Origin of the sequence: Burkholderia sp. AU18528, assembly GCF_002223215.2 — a bacterium.
GTDB classification, from domain to species: Bacteria; Pseudomonadota; Gammaproteobacteria; order Burkholderiales; family Burkholderiaceae; genus Burkholderia; species Burkholderia semiarida.
The window spans coordinates 865728-882775 of the sequence record NZ_NKFC02000005.1; the positions used below are offsets into that span (position 1 = coordinate 865728).

General features: G+C 68.4%; 16 protein-coding genes. 7 read left to right on the forward strand and 9 right to left on the reverse strand.

The genetic code is table 11. The features are described from left to right. Nucleotides 1-10 precede the first annotated feature (10 nt). From CFB52_RS15700 to CFB52_RS15720, 5 genes are all read left to right on the forward strand, one after another. The gene (locus CFB52_RS15700; protein WP_099316887.1) at nt 11-1006 is read left to right on the forward strand and encodes an ABC transporter permease subunit; all 996 of its coding nucleotides are present in this window, start codon (nt 11-13) and stop codon (nt 1004-1006) included. Further along, nucleotides 1003-1842: an ABC transporter permease subunit gene (locus tag CFB52_RS15705; RefSeq protein WP_059583866.1), complete on the forward strand. Its 840-nt coding sequence runs from the start codon at nt 1003-1005 to the stop codon at nt 1840-1842. Before CFB52_RS15700 ends, CFB52_RS15705 begins: the two co-directional genes overlap by 4 nt. Nucleotides 1843-1958: 116 nt before the next feature. Continuing rightward, nucleotides 1959-3557 (forward strand): DUF3138 family protein, encoded by a 1599-nt coding sequence (locus CFB52_RS15710; protein WP_099316888.1) that lies wholly within the window; start codon nt 1959-1961, stop codon nt 3555-3557. 98 nt (nt 3558-3655) lie between these two features. Continuing rightward, nucleotides 3656-4960, forward strand: a complete 1305-nt coding sequence (locus tag CFB52_RS15715) for an FAD-binding oxidoreductase (protein ID WP_099316975.1) — start codon at nt 3656-3658, stop codon at nt 4958-4960. A 25-nt stretch (nt 4961-4985) separates the two neighbouring features. After that, on the forward strand, nt 4986-6287 hold the full coding sequence (locus tag CFB52_RS15720) for an FAD-binding oxidoreductase (protein WP_059583870.1): 1302 nt from the start codon (nt 4986-4988) through the stop codon (nt 6285-6287). A gap of 149 nt (nt 6288-6436) precedes the next feature. Here the strand turns inward: CFB52_RS15720 and CFB52_RS15725 are convergent, their stop codons facing one another. The 9 genes from CFB52_RS15725 to CFB52_RS15775 form a co-directional block, all read right to left on the reverse strand. Next, nucleotides 6437-7102, reverse strand: a complete 666-nt coding sequence (locus CFB52_RS15725) for a DUF799 domain-containing protein (protein ID WP_059583871.1) — start codon at nt 7100-7102, stop codon at nt 6437-6439. 14 nt (nt 7103-7116) lie between these two features. After that, nucleotides 7117-7560: a DUF4810 domain-containing protein gene (locus CFB52_RS15730; RefSeq protein WP_059583873.1), complete on the reverse strand. Its 444-nt coding sequence runs from the start codon at nt 7558-7560 to the stop codon at nt 7117-7119. 80 nt (nt 7561-7640) lie between these two features. Next, the gene (locus CFB52_RS15735; RefSeq protein WP_185716591.1) at nt 7641-8312 is read right to left on the reverse strand and encodes a CsgG/HfaB family protein; all 672 of its coding nucleotides are present in this window, start codon (nt 8310-8312) and stop codon (nt 7641-7643) included. Between the two features lie 478 nt (nt 8313-8790). Beyond that, nucleotides 8791-10146, reverse strand: a complete 1356-nt coding sequence (gene gor / locus CFB52_RS15740; protein ID WP_099316889.1) for a glutathione-disulfide reductase — start codon at nt 10144-10146, stop codon at nt 8791-8793. A 234-nt stretch (nt 10147-10380) separates the two neighbouring features. Then, on the reverse strand, nt 10381-10605 hold the full coding sequence (locus CFB52_RS15745; protein ID WP_099316976.1) for a hypothetical protein: 225 nt from the start codon (nt 10603-10605) through the stop codon (nt 10381-10383). A 373-nt stretch (nt 10606-10978) separates the two neighbouring features. Continuing rightward, nucleotides 10979-12100, reverse strand: a complete 1122-nt coding sequence (locus CFB52_RS15750) for a porin (RefSeq protein ID WP_060312162.1) — start codon at nt 12098-12100, stop codon at nt 10979-10981. A 402-nt stretch (nt 12101-12502) separates the two neighbouring features. Beyond that, nucleotides 12503-13249, reverse strand: a complete 747-nt coding sequence (locus CFB52_RS15760; protein ID WP_059583878.1) for a YoaK family protein — start codon at nt 13247-13249, stop codon at nt 12503-12505. Between the two features lie 191 nt (nt 13250-13440). Beyond that, complete coding sequence (locus tag CFB52_RS15770; protein ID WP_059583880.1) at nt 13441-13968, reverse strand: chromate transporter; 528 nt, start codon at nt 13966-13968, stop codon at nt 13441-13443. Continuing rightward, complete coding sequence (locus CFB52_RS15775) at nt 13965-14624, reverse strand: chromate transporter (RefSeq protein WP_099316891.1); 660 nt, start codon at nt 14622-14624, stop codon at nt 13965-13967. The genes CFB52_RS15770 and CFB52_RS15775 overlap by 4 nt, the downstream gene beginning before the upstream one ends. Nucleotides 14625-14720: 96 nt before the next feature. Between CFB52_RS15775 and CFB52_RS15780 the strand changes: the two genes are divergently transcribed. Together CFB52_RS15780 and CFB52_RS15790 are read left to right on the forward strand one after the other, a co-directional pair. Next, nucleotides 14721-15605, forward strand: coding sequence for a transcriptional regulator GcvA (locus tag CFB52_RS15780; RefSeq protein ID WP_059583884.1), 885 nt, complete (start codon nt 14721-14723; stop codon nt 15603-15605). A gap of 844 nt (nt 15606-16449) precedes the next feature. Beyond that, nucleotides 16450-16956 (forward strand): spore coat U domain-containing protein, encoded by a 507-nt coding sequence (locus CFB52_RS15790; protein ID WP_059583886.1) that lies wholly within the window; start codon nt 16450-16452, stop codon nt 16954-16956. The last annotated feature ends 92 nt before the right edge of the window (nt 16957-17048 follow it).

A 17048-nucleotide genomic window follows, 5' to 3' on the forward strand; every position in this document is an offset into this window, starting at 1 on the left:
GGACGCCACGATGAGAACCTCCGCTTCCACGCCTTCCACGCCTTCCGCGCCGGTGTCGACCGGCGCCGCGCGCACCGGCGCGGGCCGCGCCCGCCCGGGCCGCTTCGCCGCGCTGTCGCGCTTGCTGCCGTCGGGCCGCACCGTCGCGATCGGCGTGCCGTTCCTGTGGCTGGCCGTGTTCTTCGCGCTGCCGTTCGTGCTGGTGCTGAAGATCAGCTTCGCCGACCAGGTGATGGGCATCCCGCCGTACACGTCGCTCGTTGAGATCAAGGACGGCGTCGTGCATTTCGCGCTGCAACTGTCGCACTACGCGTTCCTGCTGCAGGACGACCTGTACATCGCGACCTACCTCAGCTCGCTGAAGATGGCCGCCGTGTCGACGGTGCTGTGCCTGCTGATCGGTTACCCGATGGCGTACTACATCGCGCGCTCGGAGCCGAACCGCCGCAACGTGCTGATGATGGCCGTGATGCTGCCGTTCTGGACGTCGTTCCTGATCCGCGTGTACGCATGGATCGGCATCCTGAAGGACGACGGCCTGCTGAACCACACGCTGATCGCGCTCGGCATCATCCACACGCCGCTGCGGCTCTACCACACCGATGCGGGCGTCTACATCGGGATGGTCTATTCGTACCTGCCGTTCATGGTGATGCCGCTCTACGCGCACCTCGTGAAGATGGACCTGACGCTGCTCGAGGCCGCGTACGACCTCGGTGCGAAGCCGTGGGTCGCGTTCACGCGCATCACGCTGCCGCTGTCGAAGAACGGGATCATCGCCGGCAGCCTGCTGGTGTTCATCCCGGCGGTGGGCGAGTACGTGATCCCGGAGCTGCTCGGCGGCGCCGACACGCTGATGATCGGCCGCGTGATGTGGGATGAATTCTTCAACAACATGGACTGGCCGATGGCGTCCGCGGTGACGGTCGCGATGGTGCTGCTGTTGCTGGTGCCGATGGCGCTGTTCCAGTACTACCAGGTCAAGGAACTGGGAGACGCGAAATGATCAAGCCGAACAAACCGCTGTCGACGGGCGTGCTCGCCTTCGGCTTCCTGTTCCTGTACATCCCGATCATCAGCCTCGTCGTGTACTCGTTCAACGAATCGAAGCTGGTGACGGTGTGGTCGGGCTTCTCGCTGAAATGGTACGCGGCGCTGCTGGACGACGACGAGCTGCTCAACTCCGCGTGGCTGTCGCTGAAGATCGGTCTCCTGACGGCCACCGCGTCGGTCGTGATCGGCACGTGGGCGGGCTTCGTGCTCGCGCGCTTCGGCCGTTTCAAGGGCTTCACGCTGTACACCGGGATGATCAACGCGCCGCTGGTGATTCCGGAGGTGATCCAGGGAATCTCGCTGCTGTTGCTGTTCGTCGCGCTCGAGCAGATGTTCGGCTGGCCGAAGGGGCGCGGGATGGTGACGATCTGGATCGGCCACGTGATGTTGTGCGTGTCGTACGTGGCGATCATCGTGCAGTCGCGCGTGAAGGAGATGAACAAGTCGCTCGAGGAGGCCGCGCTCGACCTGGGTGCGACGCCGCTGAAGGTGTTCTTCGTGGTGACGCTGCCGCTGATCTCGCAGGCGCTGCTGTCGGGGTGGCTGCTGTCGTTCACGCTGTCGATCGACGATCTGGTGCTGTCGGCGTTCCTGTCCGGGCCCGGCTCGACGACGCTGCCGCTGGTGGTGTTCTCGCGCGTGCGGCTGGGCTTGAACCCCGAGATGAATGCGCTGGCGACGCTGTTCATCACGGCCGTGACGATCGGCGTGATCGTCGTGAACCGGATGATGATCGCGCGCGAGCGGCGCCGGATGGCCGACTTGAAGGCGGCGTTCGCGGCGGCCTGACGGCCCGCCGCCCGCGTCGACGACAACAAGCACTGCAGACAAGCAACACGCGCTGCCCCAGGGGGGGCGCGCGATTCGATCCCGATTTGACAGGCGCACGACTAGGAGAATCCGCAATGAAGAAGAAACTGATCTGCCTGCTGGTGGCCGGCGCGTTGCCGGGCGTCGCGCTGGCCGGTTCGACATCCGCCGAAATCAAGGCGCTGCAGGCGCAGGTCGCGGCGCTGCAGAAACAGATGAAGGCGATGCAGGCGCAGCTCGCCGCGAAGCCGGGCGGCGCAGCGGCCGTCGCGGCGTCCGGCGCGAGCGGCGGCATGGCCGGCGGCGGCAGCGGCGGCAGCGCCGTCGCGGTCGCGGCCGATCCGGGCTCGCCGGATTACGGCCGCGCGCGCGCCATGCTGACCAACGACGAGGTCAGCGAAATGAAGCAGCAGATCGCGAACCAGCAGTTGAAGGTCGACTCGCTGACCGACGCGGCCAACACCGGCCCGCTCGCCGGCCTGTCGGTCACCGGCTACATCGATCCGACCTACGTCTACAACCGCGCGGCCGGCACGTCGTCGTTCCTGTTCGCGAACCACGAGAACGCGTACAACTATTTCAACAGCACGTTCGGCGATCTCTACCTCGACATCAAGAAGACGTTCGGCGTCGGCCCGATGGCGCCGTCGGCCGAGATCACGCTGATGCCGAACCGCGGCAACGGCATCACGCTGCTGCAGAACTCGCGCGGCTCGATCACCGACAACCTGCTGAACACGGCGGTCGTCAACGTGCCGATCACCGCGTCGACCACGCTGGTGGCCGGCCTGATCCCGAGCTTCGGCGGCTACGAGGTGCAGCAGTCGAACCAGATGCTCACGCTCACGCACAACCTGCTGTACGATTTCTCCGATCCGGGCAGCTACGTCGGTATCGGCGCGAACTACACGAAGGGCGCCTGGGCGTGGAAGTTCTTCCTCGGCAACGAGCAGTACCGCACGTACGGTTCGGTCACGCAGACGGGCACCAACGCGCTCGGCGATCCGATCACCACCAGCAACAAGGTGCCGACCTTCACCGCGCGCGCGGACTACACGTGGTCGAGCGCGCTCGACATCGGCGGCTCGTTCAACATCGGGCGGCAGACGCTGGCGAGCGCGATCGACGACCAGGGCAACGTCCACTACGGCCCGGGCGGCGCGGCGCCGAGCGGCTACGGTTCGTTCTTCTTCGGCGAACTCGACGCGACCTACACGCTCGCCGACGTTCAGTACAACGCCGAAGTCGACTACGGCCGGCAGCAGCATGCGGCGTTCAACGGCGGGCTCGCGCAGTGGTACGGGCTGTCGCTGCTCGCGCACCGCAAGTTCAATGCGCCGGTGGTCGGCCGCATGGGCGTGACGCTGCGCTACGACCTGCTCGCGAACTCGAAGAACGGCGGCGGCGGCGGCGGGATCGCGCTGAACGGCAACGGGATGGACCCGAGCAACGGCTTCGGCGTCGACGCGGACTGCCTCGCGATGTCGAAGGCCGGCGGCGGCCTGGGCTTCGAGTGCAAGGGCGCGGTGCGCCAGGACGTCGCGCTCGACCTGCTGTTCTATCCGACCCAGCAGATCACCGTGAAGGTCGAATACCGGCACGACTGGGCGAACAACAAGGTGTTCCTGCGCAACGACGGGTCGTACGGCAAGTCCAACGACCTGCTCGCGACGCAGTTCATCTATTCGTTCTGATGCGGCACGCGCGGGGCGCCGTGCCGCACGCACGGCGTCCCGCGCCGTTTTTTGGGTGGCCGCGCGCAGCGCGCGGCCTTGTCGAGGGAGTCGGTTTCATGACGCAGTCTTTCACCCGCCGCGCCGATGCGCTCGCGCGCGACTCGTACTACGAAGCAACCGCCGCGCGGCCCGCGGCGGACGATCCGACGCTCGAAGCGGCGATCGACGTCGACGTGTGCGTGATCGGCGCCGGCTTCGCAGGCCTGTCGACGGCGCTCGACTGTCGCGCGCGCGGGCTGTCCGTCGCCGTGATCGATGCGCACCGGCCCGGCTGGGGCGCATCGGGCCGCAACGGCGGCCAGGCGATCACGGGCTTCGCGAAAGACGAAGCGATCGAGCGGCAGCTCGGCGCCGACGGCGCGCGCGCCGCGTGGTCGCTGTCGCTCGACGGCGTCGCGCTGATCGCCGAGCGCATCGCGCGCTACGGAATCGACTGCGACTTCACGCGCGGCTACCTGACGGTCGCGACGAAGCCGCGCCGCATCGACGACCTGCGTGCGTGGATGAACGCCGCGACGTCGCGCTGGGGCCATCCGTCGCTCGCGTGGCTCGATACCGACGAGATCCAGGCGCGCATTGCATCGACGCGCTATCTGGCCGGTGTGCACGATCCGCTGTCGGGCCATCTGCATCCGCTCAAGTACTGCCTCGGCCTCGCCGATGCCGCGCGCCGCGAAGGCGTCGCGCTGCATGCGCATACGCCCGCGCTCGACGTCGTGCGAGGCGCGCGGCCCGTCGTGCGCACGCCGTCGGGCGAGGTGCGCTGCCGCTTCGTCGTGTCGTGCTGCAACGCGGGCCCCGGCGGCGTGCTGCCGGCCGCAACCGCCGCGCGCATCGCGCCGATCGCGTCATACATCATCGCGACCGAGCCGCTCGGCCGCACGCGCGCCGACGCGCTGATCGCCCGACGCGAAGCCGTGTGCGACAACAATTTCTTCCTCGACTACTTCCGGCTGTCGGCCGACCACCGGATGCTGTTCGGCGGCCGCGCGAATTCGGCCGGCGCGTCGCCCGCCGCGCTCGCCGAAGCGATCCGGCAGCGCATGGTCGGCGTGTTCCCGCAGCTCGGCGACGTGCGCGTCGAGCACGCGTGGGGCGGCTTCGTCGACGTCACGCGCAACCGCGCACCGGACTTCGGCGCGATCGATCCGAACTTCTTCTACGTCCAGGGCTTCAGCGGGCACGGCGTCGCGCTGACCGGCATCGCCGGGCGCGCGGTCGCGGGTGCGATCGCGGGCGACACGCGCGCGTTCGACCTGTTCGCGCGCCTGCGTCACCGGCGCTTTCCCGGCGGCGACGCATGGCGGCAGCCCGCGCTCGAGCTCGGCATGCTGTACCACCGCGTACGCGAGCTGTTCTGAGCCCTTTCACTCCGCGCTTCCTATCATGCAGACATTCGCCAACCAGCCGCACGTCGCGTCGTACTACGCGGCGACCGCCAACGATACGACCCGCCACGCGCCGCTCGCCGGCACGACCGACGCCGACGTGTGCGTGATCGGCGCGGGCCTCACGGGCCTGTCCGCCGCGCTCAACCTCGCCGAGCGCGGCCATTCGGTGACCGTGCTCGAAGCGTCGCGGGTCGGATGGGCGGCGAGCGGCCGCAACGGCGGCCAGTTGATCGGCGGCTTCGCGTGCGACATCGACACGTTCGCGCGATTCATGCCGGAAGGCGACGTGAAGCGCATCTGGGACATGGGGCTCGAAACGCTGTCGCTCGTGAAGTCGCGCATCGCGCGGCACGGCATCGACTGCGCGCTGATGCCCGGCTATCTGACCGCGGCCAACACCGAGCGCGACGCCGATGCGCTGAAGCGGTGGCGCGACGAAGCCGCGAAGCGCTTCGGCTACGACCGCTTCCACTTCGTCGAAGCCGACGCGCTCGGCGACTACGTGCAGTCCGAACGCTATCGCGGCGGCCTGTACGACCCGGACAGCGGCCACCTCCATCCGCTGAACTACACGCTCGGCCTCGCGCGGGCGGCAACCGAAGCCGGCGTGCGCATTCACGAGGACAGCTGCGTGACGCGCGTGCGCGACGTGTCCGGCGGCCACGTCGTCGAGACGAGCGGCGGCAACGTGCGCGCGCGCTTCGTCGTGCTCGCGTGCAATACGTACGTCGGCACGCTCGCGCCCGCGCTGGCGAGGAAGATCATGCCGGTGGGCACCTACGTGATCGCGACCGAGCCGCTCGGCCAGGCGCGCGCCGACGCGCTGATGCCCGCGCGCGCGGCGATCTGCGACAGCCGCTTCGTGCTCGACTATTTCCGGCCGGCGCCGGACACGCGGCTCGTGTGGGGCGGCAAGGTCAGCTATTCGACGCGCGAGCCGCGCGATCTCGCCGCGGCGATGCGCGCGGACATGCTGAAGACGTTCCCGCAGCTCGCGGACGTGAAGGTCGATTATGCGTGGGGCGGCTTCGTCGACATCACGATGAACCGTGCGCCGCATTTCGGCCGCATCACGCCGACGACGTACTTCGCGCAGGGGTTTTCAGGGCACGGCGTGAACACGACCGCGCTTGCGGGCAAGCTGATCGCCGAAGCGATCGACGGACAGGCGAGCCGCTTCGATCTGTTCGACAAGATCCGGCATCGCGACTTCCCCGGCGGCGAGGCGCTGCGCACGCCGGCGCTGGTGCTCGCGATGAGCTGGTACCGGCTGCTGGACGCGTTCGGCGTGCATTGAGCGTGATTGCGCGGCACTGCATTGCGATACGGCCGTGAGCGCGAAAACGCGGCAAACACACACCGCGCGCGCACATGGTGCAGCCGTTCGGACCGATTGCATGCAGTCGGCACGACGGGCGCATGAAGCGCCCGCGCGCCCTGCGCCGCTCAGTCCGTGCCGTACTTCGGCGAATGCGGACCGTACAGCAGCCCGTTCGGCGGACCGGCCGACAGCAGTCGCGTGCTGGTGTACGCCGCAACGTCGTGGCTCTGGTCCATCAGCGTGTTCGCGATCTGCTTGACCGCGGCCACCACGAGCATGCCGATCAGGCTGCCGCCGCCGTTGTTGTTGCCTTCGTCGCTGCTCGCGCTCGCGCGGCCCTGCCACAGCACGTCGCCGGTACGCAGGTCGACGAGCTTCGCCGATGCCGACACGACCGTCGCGCTCGCGAGAACCCGGTAGACGGTGCCGTACTGCGACACCTTCGAATACAGCGCGGCGTCCGCGCCGAAGATCTCGCGCAGCTTCGCGGGCGATGTCTCCTGGATCTCGGCCGGGTTGGTCAGGCCGTTCTGCTTGAACGTCTCGTCCATGACGGCGACGGGCACGACGTAATAGCCCGACTCGGCGAGCGGCAGCGTCATCTGCGACAGCAGCCCGTAGGTCGCGCCCACGTCGGACGTCTCGTTGAGCGGCGGCAGCACGAGGATCGAGCGCGGCTGGCTCTTCTTGAACGCCGTGTAGTCGGGCCGTTTCACCGGTTGCGCGCACGCGCTCAGCAACGCGACGAGCGACAGCACGGACAGCAGCTTGAATGAGAGTGTCTTGAACATGGCGGGTGCGTCGCTCACTGTTTGGCGGTGGTCGGATCGGCGTTCTTCTGGCCGGCGACCGTCTGGTCGACCGCCTTCTGGCCGGCCGCCTTCGGGTCGGCGGCCTTCGGCGCACCGGTTTTCTTCTTCAGCAGGAAGTCCATGTAGGTCGCGGACTCCGGAAACAGCTGTTTCTCGGCCTGCAGTTCCTGTTCGGCCTGCTGCTCGCTGCCGATGCTCGCGTACAGCATCCCCAGATGCGCGTGGAAGCCCGGCGGCGGCGTATGGCCCTTGCCGCGAATCTCCTGCAGCGCTTTTTCGAGCGCGTCGATCTGCTCCTGCGGCGACTTCTGCCCCTTGAAGTATTCGTACACCTGCGGCTGATAGCCGGTCCACTGATAGAGCGGCGGCGTGGAACTCGCGCAGCCGGCGAGCAGCAAGGCGGCGGCCGTCGCCGGCAGCCAGTTACCCCGTTTCATGGTCTTTTCTCTTGTGATGTCGTGTTGAATCGGTCGAGCGCGGCGCCGGCCCCGGCGCCCGCTGCGGCGGGTTGCGACGCTTACTGCGCGACCTTCAATGCGCCGGCGTCGACCTGCTCCGCCAGATGGTTCACGGCTTCCTGGATCGCGAGATCCAGCACCTTGCCGTTGAGCGTCGAGTCGTAGCCGGCCGTGCCGCCGAAGCCGATCACCTCGCGGTTCGACAGGCTGAACTCGCCCGCGCCCTGGCTCGATGCGACGACTTCCGACGTCGTCGTGTCGACGATGTTCAGGTTGACCTTCGCGTACGCGACCTGCGTCTTGCCGCGGCCGAGAATGCCGAACAGCTGATGATCGCCGACGTCCTTGCGGCCGAACTCGGTCACGTCGCCGGTGACGACGTAGTTCGCGCCCTTCACGGCCTGCGCCTTCTTCATGAAGCCCGCTTCCTGCTTGATCTCGTCGAGGTTCTCGCGATCGAGCACGTTGAAGCGGCGGCTCTGCTGCAGGCGCGTGACGAGGATCGTCTTCGCCTGTCCGCCGAGGCGGTCGATGCCGTCGGAGAAGATGCCGCGCATGTAGCTCGAACGGTTGTCGAACTTGCCGACGGCGATCGCCACGGGCTTGCCCGCGTACGGCTTCTGCGCGCTGCTGACGGCCGGCACGTCGAGCGTGCGCGACGATTCGGTCGCGCAGCCGGACAGCGCCGCGACGACCGCGGCCGCCACGAGGACGGTGCGTCGTGTCTGAATGTTCACTGCTGGTCTCCTTGCGTGGAAAGATGGCCCGGAACGGGCATGCCGGCTCACAGGCTGACTGAAGAGCCGGCGGTTGATGCGGTGATCGAAACGGCCTGGGCGTGCTTCGGCGCGCGCGACTTCATCGCCCGGACGGCGACGGAGAGGGCGGCATGCGAAGAGAAAATGCGCGCAACGGATCGGTCGCGGCAAGATGCGAACGCGCGGCGCATGAATCGGCGCCCCCACGTGCGCCCGCTACGCGATGATTCTGGTTACTGCGCTGTTGTTCGCGCATGATCGGCCCCGTATGTGATTTTTGTGGATCATACCAAGCCTGATTATTGAGACGGTATTTCTTGAGAAGAATGGACGTGCATTCCGAATCGTCGGCCAGCGCGTGATATACGACGCGCCGACCGAGCATGGGTGCAACGCGCACGGCGGCCCCGCGAGCCGGCGCGCCCGGTGCGTCCCAGCGCGTGTTCACGCCCTAGTCGGCCACCTTCTGCCGCATCGTCACGAACTCCTCGGCCGCGGTCGGATGAATGCCGATCGTGTCGTCGAACTGCGCCTTCGTCGCGCCCGCGCGAATCGCGATCGCGATGCCCTGGATGATCTCGCCCGCATCGCGGCCGACCATGTGCGCGCCGACCACGCGCTGGCTGTCGCGCGCGACGACGAGCTTCATCAGCGTGCGCTCGTCGCGGCCCGACAGCGTGTGACGCAGCGCCTTGAACGACGTGCGGTAGATATCGACGTCGCCGTGCGCGTGACGCGCATCGGCCTCGGTCAGGCCGACCGTCGCGACCTCCGGCTGGCTGAACACGGCCGACGGCACGTACGCGTGATCGACCGCCACGCGCGAGCCGCCGAACAGCGTGCGCGCGAGCAAGCCGGCGTCGCGCGTCGCAACCGGCGTGAGCTGCGGCCGCGACGTGACGTCGCCGATCGCGTGGACCGACGGCACCGACGTCGCCGAATACGCATCGACGGCGATCGCGCCGCGCGCATCGAGCAGGATGCCCGCCTGCTCGAGCCCGATCCCGTCGACGTTCGGCACGCGCCCCGTCGCATAGAGCACCTGATCGTACGGCCCGTGCCGCGCGTCGCCGACGCGCACGAACAGCGTGCCGTCGCTCGTGCGCTCGATCGATTCGATCACCGCGCGCGGGTGAATCGTGACGCCCTGCTTCGTCATCTCGTCGGTCAGGAACTGGCGCACGTCGTCGTCGAAGCCGCGGAGGATTTTTTCGCCGCGATAGAACACGTCGACGTGACTGCCGAAACCGTTGAAGATGCCCGCGAACTCGACCGCGATATAGCCGCCGCCGACCACCGCGATGCGCTTGGGGCACGTCGCGAGCGACAGCGCCTCGCGCGACGTGATCGCGTGTTCGATGCCGGGCCGCGGCGGCAACACCGGACGCGAGCCGGTCGCGATCGCGATGTGGTGCGCACGGATCGTGCGCGCGCCGACCGCGACCGTGTGCGCATCGACGAGCGTCGCGCGGCCGGCGTGCATGTCGACGCCGGATTGCCGCAGCAGGCTGATGTAGATGTCGCTCAAGCGGTTGATCTCGCGATCCTTCGCGGCGATCAGCGCGGGCCAGTCGAGCGTGCCGGCGCCGAAAGTCCAGCCGAAGCCCTTCGCGTCGTCGACTTCGTGCGGGTAGTGCGACGCGTAGACGAGCAGCTTCTTCGGGATGCAGCCGCGCAGCACGCAGGTACCGCCGATCTGCTCTTCTTCCGCTATGCCGACGCGTGCGCCGTATGACGCGGACATGCGCGCGAGCCTCACGCCGCCCGAGCCGGCGCCGATGACGAACAGGTCGTAGTCGAAATCCATCGCATTCCCTCATCGCAGTTCGGATGGGGGCACGATAGCAAGATTCGGGGATTCGTGCGGCGCATGACGTGCGCCCGATAAAAAACGGCGAGAGACGACGCCTCTCGCCGGTCAAACCGGCTGGCGGTTGTGCCATGCGTCACCGATCGACCGCATGCCCGACCTGCCGGTTGCGCGGCACCGGTCGGCCCGAGCGCGCGAAGGGCGCGCCCGCGGCCGGACCGGCCGCCATGCTCATGCCTGCGACGTGTCGCTGCCGTCCGTCGACTGCGTATCGTCTGCCTGCCGCGGCTGCTCGTCCTTCTTCTCGAGCATGCCTTCGATCGCCTCGGCGCCCTTGAAGCCGGCGACGGCCGCGGCCGCCTTGGTCAGCAGGCCCGCATCCGGGTCCAGCTTTTCCACGCCTTCGACGGCGGCCACTGCGCCGGCGATTTCACCCACGACATTCAGGATACCCATCGTCATCCCCTTTCAAGAAAATCGTGAGCGCATCGTCCCACGAAAGAAACCGGCGAACCGCATTTGTCATCGCCGGATACACAAGTTACGCACCAGGCCGGCCGCGCTCGCGGAGCGCGATCGGAACGACGCACGCGCACGCCGGACGGCATGCCACGCGCGATGCACGCAGCGTAGCGGAAAGCCTGCGCGCGTACTGTAAAAGTATGTTCTGGATTGCCGACGGATCGCTTACGGCGCGGGACTGCCGCAATGGAGCGTTCGCCGAATAGTCGGTCGCGCGCATGAAGGCCGCGCGACGAAAAAAAGAGGCTCCGCGGAGCCTCTTCGATGCGCGCCGGACGAAGCCGGCGCATGCATTTTCCGACGTTCGTCAGAAGATATTGCGCAGGCCGATCGCGATGCCGGTCTGGTTGCTGCGGCCAGGCAGCTCGACGTTCGCCGCGCCGTTCGTCTTGTTGAAGTCGACGGTGCCGTAGATTTCGGTGCGCTTGCTCAGCGCGTACTCGGCGATGCCGACGATCGCGTAGCGGTTGCCGCTCGCGAGCGTGCCGTTCGTGGTCATCGCATTGCGCATGTGGTCGTAGTAGAACGCGCCCGTCAGCGTCAGCGGCGCGCTGACCTGCCAGCTCACGCCGGCGAACGGACCGTCGTCGATGCGGCCCGTGCCCTTCGCGACCGGGATCGACTGCTGCGCGAGCAGGCTGTCGACGAAACCCGTGTCGTCCTTCGAGCGCAGGTAGCCCGCGTAGATCTTCGCCTTGCTGAACGCGTACACGACGTTCGCGTGGTAGATCGTCTGCTTGCGCGCCGAGTTGTCGCTGTTCTGCTGCGCGCCGGCCGCGATGCTGAGCGGGCCCATCACGTACGACAGCGACACGCCCCATGCGTTGCCCTTGCCGAGCGAGCCCGGAATCTGGCCCGAGAAGCCGCCGGCGCCGGTCGATTCGTAGTTGGTGCCGGTCGAGTACATCGCCTTCGCGGTCAGGCCCGCGAACGTGCCCGTGTACTTGATCTGGTTGTCCGCATACAGGCCGCCGCCGAGGGCGACCGGCAGCCACGCGTTTTCGAGGTAGTTGCCGACGGTGAGCGGATCGTAGGTGTCCGCCAGCAGGTCGAACAGCGGCGTCTTCTGGCGGCCGAGCGTCACCGTGCCGTACGGGCTCTGCAGGCCGACGTACGCCGCGCGGTTGAACAGGCGGCCGCTGTCGGCGAATGCGCCGTTCTGCAGGTTCACGCCGCTCTCGAGGTTGAACACGGCCTTCAGGCCGCCGCCGAGGTCTTCCGTGCCGTAGATGCCGAAGCGGCTGTTCGTGATCGCGCCGTTGCTCATCGACAGCAGGCCGTCGTTCTTGGCGTTGGCGTTGGTCAGGTAACGAATGCTGGCGTCGGCGACGCCCCACAGCGTGACCGAGCTTTGTGCTGCTGCGTACTGGCTGGCGAAGGCCAGCGCCGCGCCCCCTGCGATAGCGGCGAGTCGGGTGGTCTGCTTCATGAGCGTTCCTTTTTTAGGTGTCTCCATTCGTGACCGGCCGCGTGCGCAGCCGGGTGGCGATCGCACACGTTCATGGCGCGCGCGATGTGGGCTGAATCATAAGACGAGTGCGAACGCTGAAAGAAATTGAAATACGCGGCAAGCGCGCGATTGTCGTCCGGGAGCAACGTTTCCCGCGGCGGGCCTGGCTCGCGCGGCGGCGGGACGGTGCGCGGCGGCGCCGGCGGACGAGTACGGCGCTGCGAGGTTCGACGATGGTGCGGTGCGGTCACGCGGATTGCGGCGAAAGAACCGGCGAAATCGTTGCGCTGGCTGCCGCTTGCTGTCCGCTGCTTGCCGATTGCCGCCTGCCGCCTGCCGCCTGCCGCCTGCCGCTTGCCGCTTGCCGCTTGCCGCTTGCCGTCAGGCCGTTTGCGTCGCCCCGTCGCTGCCGGTGCCCGCGTCGCCGTCACCGTCCTCGCTCCCCGCACCGCCGTTCCCCGCGCGCCGCCACGCCCGCCGCACGATCTCCGCGAACGCGCCGACGAGCAGCAGCACCGCGCCCCACAGCGCGATGTCCGGCACGAGCCGCGTCACGAGGCCGCCGACCACCGCGCCGGCCAGGAAACAGAAACTGATCGTCGCGAGCAGCGCCGAGTCGTGCAGCGCGCCGGCGTCGTAGCGCGGGATCAGCCCGACGAACAGCTTCTGCGCGGCACGCCGCAGGTTGCCGGTCGTCATCACCGACGTGTACGACAGTTCCTCGAGATGCGTGAACGACAGCGTCTGCAACGTCGCGACGAACGAGATGCCCGGAATCAGCCATGCGCTCGACGCACCGACGAGGCCGCTCGCGGCGACGCCGAGAAACGCGATCTCGACGATCAGGCTCACGAACGCCGTATGACGCATCCAGCCGCGCCGCGCGGCGAGGCCGAACAGATGCGCGACGAAGACCGCGAGCACGAAGCCGCCGAGCGGGGGCACGTGGTGCAGCGCGGCGGCCCATTCGCCCGCCGACAGGTTGATGCCGAGCAGCGCGACGTTGCCGGTCATCGTGTTCGCGAACACGTGGCCGTGGCCGACGTAGGTGTACGCGTCGAGATAGCCGCCGGACAGCGTCAGCAATGCGGCGACAGTGAGATTGCGGCTGGCGCCGTCGAGATCCATCGATCCTCCGTGGTGTGCGCGGCGGGCGGCGCGAATGTCGGTCGTGCCGGCAGGCGCGGCGCGCCGCCGGCACTGCGCGGCCGGGCTTCGCCGCCTGCCGTGCGCCAATATAACGTGCGCCACCGGGCGCCGCGCGTCGCACTAGCCGCTGAACCGTCGCGCGCAACGGCCGGCGACATGCGACACGCCAGTCACTGCCCGATGCCCGTGAGCCCGATCAACGCGCCGCCCGCGAGCAGCCACAGCGGATGAATGCGCGTGCGCCACGCCAGCACCGCGCATGCGGCCGTGATGCCCCACTGGATCGCGGTGCGGTTCGACGCATCGGAAATCAGCACCGCGCTTGCCGCGACGAGCCCGACCGTCACCGGCATCATCCCCTGCTGCACGTAGCGGCGCCACGGCCGGTCGCGAAAGCGCTCCCACGCATGCAGCGCGAGCACGGTGACGATCGACGACGGCCCGAACTTCGCGAGCGACGCGACCAGCAGCCCGGCCCAGCCGGCCACGTGCCAGCCGACCAGCGACACGATCATCATGTTCGGCCCCGGCGCCGCCTGGGCCAGCGCGAACAGCGCGGTGAACTCGTGCGCGCTCATCCAGTGATGCACGTCGACGACCTGCCGCTGCATCTCCGGCAGGATCGTGTTGCCGCCGCCGAACGCGAGCAGCGACAACTGGCTGAAGATCGTCGCGATGGCGATCAGCGTGTCGCTCATGGCCGGCGCTCCTGTTGCCCGTGGGGCGAATCGTGCGTGCCCCGCGCGGCAGCCGGCGCGGGCCGCGGCGTGCCGGCCGCGCGGCGGCGCGACGCGAGCCAGATGCTGACGGGCGTCAGCACCAGCATCGTGGTCAGGAGCGGCATGCGCAGCACCGCGATCGCCACGAACGCGAGCACCGCGATCGCGGCCGCCGCGCGCGGCGCCTGAAGCAGCGGCTTCGCGACCTTCACGGCCATCGCGACGAGCAGGCCGGCCGCCGCGGCCGCGAGCCCCGCGAACAGGTGCTGCACGCGCGGATCGTTCTGCGTCTTCGCGTACAGCACGCCGAGCGCGACGACGACGAGCGTCGGGCCGGCGATCAGCCCGAGAATGCCGGCGAACGCGCCGGCCACGCCGCGAAAGCGCATGCCGACGGCGACCGACAGGTTGATCACGTTGCCGCCCGGCAGGAACTGGCAGAGGCCGAGCAGATCGGTGAATTCGTCGGCGGAGAGCCACTTGCGCTCGTCGACGATCGTGCGCCGCGCGAACGGCAACGCGCCGCCGAACGACATCAGGCCGAGCGACAGGAAACCGGTGAACAGCTCGGCGAGACCGACGCTGCGGGGGGACGCGGCAGGCGGCGGCGAGGCCGGCGGGAAGGCGGATTGCATGGGGCTCCTCATCAAGCGGTGAACCGAGGTTACCGCCGTTCGGGATGCCGTCAAAACGATTTTATCGGCGCATCCTTGTGATCTAGAATCACAAGCATGGCACGCGATCTCCCTCCCTTTTCCGCGCTTCGGGCCTTTGAAGCCGCGGCACGACATGAAAGCTTCAGCGCCGCGGGCGACGAACTGCATGTGACCCACGGTGCCATCAGCCGGCAGATCGCCGGGTTCGAGGCATGGCTCGGCAAGCCGGTGTTCCATCGCCACGGCAAGCGCGTGAAGCTCACCGACGAAGGCCGCCGCTACCTGGACACCGTGCGCGCGGCGTTCGACAGCATCGCGCACGCGACCGAACAGTTGCGCAGCACCGGCGCGGCGCGCGTGCTGCGCATCAATGCGCTGCCGACCTTCGCGATGAAATGGCTGCTGCCGCGCCTGTCGCGGTTCCAGCGCGACGTGCCGAACGTCGAGCTGAAGCTGTCGACGTCGAACGCGCCGCTCGACACGCTGAACGGCTTCGACGTCGCGATCCGCCGCGGCCCCGGCCACTGGCCGAATTGCACGAGCGGCCACTTCCTCGACGAAAGCGTGATCCCGGTGTGCAGCCCCGCGCTGCTCAAGCGCGCGCCGATTACCCGCGCGGACGATCTCGCGCGGCACGTGCTGCTGCATTCGGATACGCGGCCGGAAGGCTGGCGCGACTGGTTCGCGGCGGCCGGCGTGACGATGAAGGGGCGCAAGCGGCAGTCGTTCGACCACTTCTACCTGGCGCTGCAGGCGGCCGTCGACGGGCTCGGCGTCGCGCTCGGCCCGTTGCCGCTGATCGACGACGAGCTCGCCAGCGGGCGCCTCGTGATGCCGCTGCCCGGCCCGCGCATCGCGACGCGCAGCTACTGGTGGATCGCGCCGGGCGCGCCGGCCGACGATCCGCTCGTCGCGCAGTTCTGTGCGTGGCTCGCCGCGCAGTCGAATGTGAACGCATGATGCGCGGTGCCGCCGACACCTGACCGAAACGGCCGCGCGCACGTTGCACGAATGAAACCGATCGGCCTGCGGCGCGTGCGATTCCCCAGCGGAATCGCTGCCGCGTGCGCCGTGAGCCGCCCCCGTCATCCCGCCGTCGCCCGCCCGCCGGGCCTGCCGCCGGCCAGCCCGCGCCGCTGCGTGTTGCACGACTGAAACATTTGCGCACGCACACCGTCGCCGACGGCCCCACGCAGTCCTCCCTGCCCCTGTTTGCGCGGCTCTGCGCGCGTTGGCCCGTTGCTTGCTGATGCAGCGGTGCAGACAACGACACTGCACGGGCCGGCGGCTCGATGCAGGCGACGAACAATCATCAAGCGGGTCGGGGAAATCATGTCGAATCTCATATCGGCCGTCACACGGCTGCTGTCCTGCATCACTGCTCCTGTCACGCATCCGCTGATGCCGGCGGCGCGGCTTCGCACCGTCGCCGTCCGATGCGCGCACACGGCCCACACCGTTACCCGAAGTCACGACGCGCCGATCCGATAGGCGAATCCCGGAAATCCCTCCCCGCGCGCATGCGCGCCGCGCCGAGTCGTGCCGCTCGCCAGGGCGGCGCCGCCCGCGTGCCGACGCGCACGCGAGCGGCACGGCCACGGCTCGCGCGGTACGCGCTGCAGCAGCGGCCGGCTGCCCGGCCGCGCGCCCGATTCCGCACGACGACACAAAGGAGGTGCCCGCCCAGCAAGCGACCCGATTCCGACACGACCAGAAGACGCATCGCGCGCTGACGATCGAGATCCCGTCCCGAACGGCTCGACGCACCGGCCGCACATTCCAGCTCTCAAGGGAGAACTGCATCATGAAGCACTCCGTACTGACCCACGCGGCGCTTGCCGCATCGCTCGCCTGCACGGCCCTCTCGGCATCGGCCGGACAGACCACCACGACGTTCGGCGTATCCGCCACCGTCAACGCAACGTGCCTGATCGACTCGGCCGGCGCGCTGACTTTCCCCGCCTACACACCGGGAACCGGCGATCAATCGGCGCAGTCCGCGATCACGGTCCGCTGCACGAACGGGACGAACTTCAACATCGGCCTGAATGCGGGCACGACGTCCGGCGCCACGGTCGCCAACCGCATCATGACGAGCGGCTCGAACCAGCTCAACTACTCGCTGTACCAGGATTCGAACCGCACGGTCGTGTGGGGCAACACGCCGCCGAGCGATACCGTCAACGGCACCGGCCAGGGGATGGCGATGGCGCAGGCGATCACCAAGACCGTGTACGGCAAGGTGCCGGACCAGCCCAATGCGGTGCCGGGCAGCTATGCGGACACGGTGACGGTCACCGTCACGTTTTAGTGCCGCGCGGAGGGCGTGCGGCAGCGCAGATGCGCGCCCTCCCGACCGGCAGACGTCGAACATCCAGCAGCGAACCCCTGGAGGTGGATCCG